Source organism: Stenotrophomonas sp. INTA L402-1, from assembly GCF_059295135.1.
Map to the genome: position 1 here is coordinate 1 of NZ_JCAFWP010000140.1, position 656 is coordinate 656.

A 656-nucleotide genomic window follows, 5' to 3' on the forward strand; every position below is an offset into this window, starting at 1 on the left:
GCGCAGGACGGGTACCTTCTTTGTTGATGAAACCAGATTTGCCGAAACGTGCAGCCAGGTTGCGTTCATGATCAACTTCAAAGCCCAGCACGCCCAGTTTGCCCAGAGACAGCTCACGAACCATCGCGGCATTTTCACCGATACCACCGGTGAATACAACAGCGTCCAGACGACCATCCATCAGCGCAGTGTAGGCACCGATGTATTTCGCCAGGCGGTGGCAGTAAACGTCCATTGCGCGCTTCGCGTCTTCTTTCGTCGCGTAGTTGTCTTCAACATAGCGGCAGTCGCTGGTCACTTCGGTCAGACCCAGCAGGCCAGACTCTTTGGTCAGCAGTTTGTTGATTGCGTCAACGCTCATGCCCAGGGTGTCGTGCAGGTGGAAGATGATCGCCGGATCGATATCACCAGAACGGGTACCCATGACCAGACCTTCCAGCGGGGTCAGGCCCATAGAGGTGTCAACGCATTTACCGTTGCGGATAGCAGAAACGGAACCACCGTTGCCCAGGTGGCAGGTGATGAAGTTCAGTTCTTCTACCGGTTTGTTCAGCATTTTTGCCGCTTCCTGGGTTACATAGAAGTGGCTGGTGCCGTGCGCGCCGTAACGACGGATGCCGTGCTCTTTGTACAGGTTGTACGGCAGGGCGTAGAGG

Annotated in this window: 1 pseudogene; it reads right to left on the reverse strand. The window is 55.6% G+C overall.

What is annotated here, in order from left to right:
* Positions 1-656: pseudogene (gene ackA, locus AC5O77_RS21955) on the reverse strand (acetate kinase); the annotation flags it as partial.